This is a genomic window from Burkholderia sp. E168m23, from assembly GCF_016586125.1.
Classification (GTDB): Bacteria; Pseudomonadota; Gammaproteobacteria; order Burkholderiales; family Burkholderiaceae; genus Burkholderia; species Burkholderia orbicola.
The window spans coordinates 1-1,375 of the sequence record NZ_BCPP01001347.1 but is presented as its reverse complement, the minus strand read 5'-3'; the positions used below and the strand labels follow the sequence as shown (position 1 = coordinate 1,375).

Sequence of the window (1,375 nt, the reverse complement as noted above, 5' to 3'; positions counted from 1 at the left end):
CGAAGCGCAGCACGTTCGGGCCGGCGATCAGCATGATCAGGCCGTTCTCGGCGGCCGCGGTGACGAAGTCCTTCGCGCGGCCGTCGAATGCGGCGGTGAGTTCCGCGCCGACCAGCAGGCCCTTGCCGCGCACGTCCTTGAAGATGCCGAAGCGTGCGTTGATGCGTTCCAGCGCGCCCTTCAGGCGCACGCTGCGTTCGCGCACGCCTTCGAGCAGCGCCGGGTCGCCGATCAGTTCGACGACCTTGTCCGCGATTGCCGATGCGAGCGGATTGCCGCCATACGTCGTGCCGTGCACGCCGACCTTGAAGTGCGCGGCCAGTTCGTTCGTCGTCAGCATCGCACCGATCGGGAAGCCGTTGCCGAGCGCCTTCGCGGTCGTCAGGATGTCCGGCGTGACGCCCGTGTCCATGTAGGCGTAGAACTGGCCGGTGCGGCCCACGCCCGTTTGCACTTCATCGAAAATCAGCAGTGCGCCGTTGGCGTCGCACGCTTCGCGCAGTGCCTTCAGGAACGCCGGATCGGCCGGGATCACGCCGCCTTCGCCTTGCACCGGCTCGACGATCACGGCGCAGGTTTTCGGGCCGATCGCGGCCTTCGCGGCTTCGATGTCGTTGAACGGCAGGTGCTTGATGCCTTCCGGCACCGGGCCGAAGCCTTCCGAGTACTTCGGCTGACCGCCGGCGCTGACCGTGAAGAACGTGCGGCCGTGGAACGACTGCACGAACGACACGATTTCGTATTTGTCCGCGCCATGGCGGTCGAACGCGACGCGGCGTGCGAGCTTCAGTGCGGCTTCGTTCGCTTCCGCGCCCGAGTTCGCGAAGAACGCGCGATCGGCGAAGGTCAGCGATTCCAGGCGCTTTGCGAGACGCAGCACCGGTTCGTTCGTGTAGCCGTTGCCGATGTGCCAGAGCTTGCGGCCTTGTTCGTCCAGCACCTTCAGCAGTTCCGGGTGGCCGTGGCCGAGTGACGTGACCGCGATGCCGCACGCGAAATCGATGTACTCGCGGCCGGCCGTGTCCCACACGCGGGAGCCCTCTGCGCGATCCGGCACGAACGGGGCGGGAGAAAATACCGGCACCATCACTTCGTCGAATGTCTGGCGGGTCACGGTCGAGGTCGTCATGGTCGTTCCTTTCGGTTTCGTAAGAGGGTTCAATAGGATCAAGTTTAGGTAAGGGTGACGCAAGCGTCTTGCGGAATTGCGACGGGTTCTATCGGAAGGTTTTGGTTTTGTCCTTTAGGGCCGGGGGGCGGCTACGCCGTGTCGGTATTTTGGGGCTTTTTCCTGTCTTGTCTGTGGCTTGCTTCCGGTGTCGTGAAGCACCTGTGATCGTGTCGGTCTATTGGCGTCGCCCCTGCGCGGGGCAGC

1 protein-coding gene is annotated in these 1,375 nt (G+C 64.5%); it reads right to left on the bottom strand.

Annotated elements, in window-relative coordinates; translation table 11 throughout:
* On the bottom strand, positions 1-1,129 hold a 1,129-nt coding region (locus JMF90_RS37185), incomplete at its 3' end, for an aspartate aminotransferase family protein (protein ID WP_201326351.1).
* Positions 1,130-1,375: the final 246 nt, after the last annotated feature.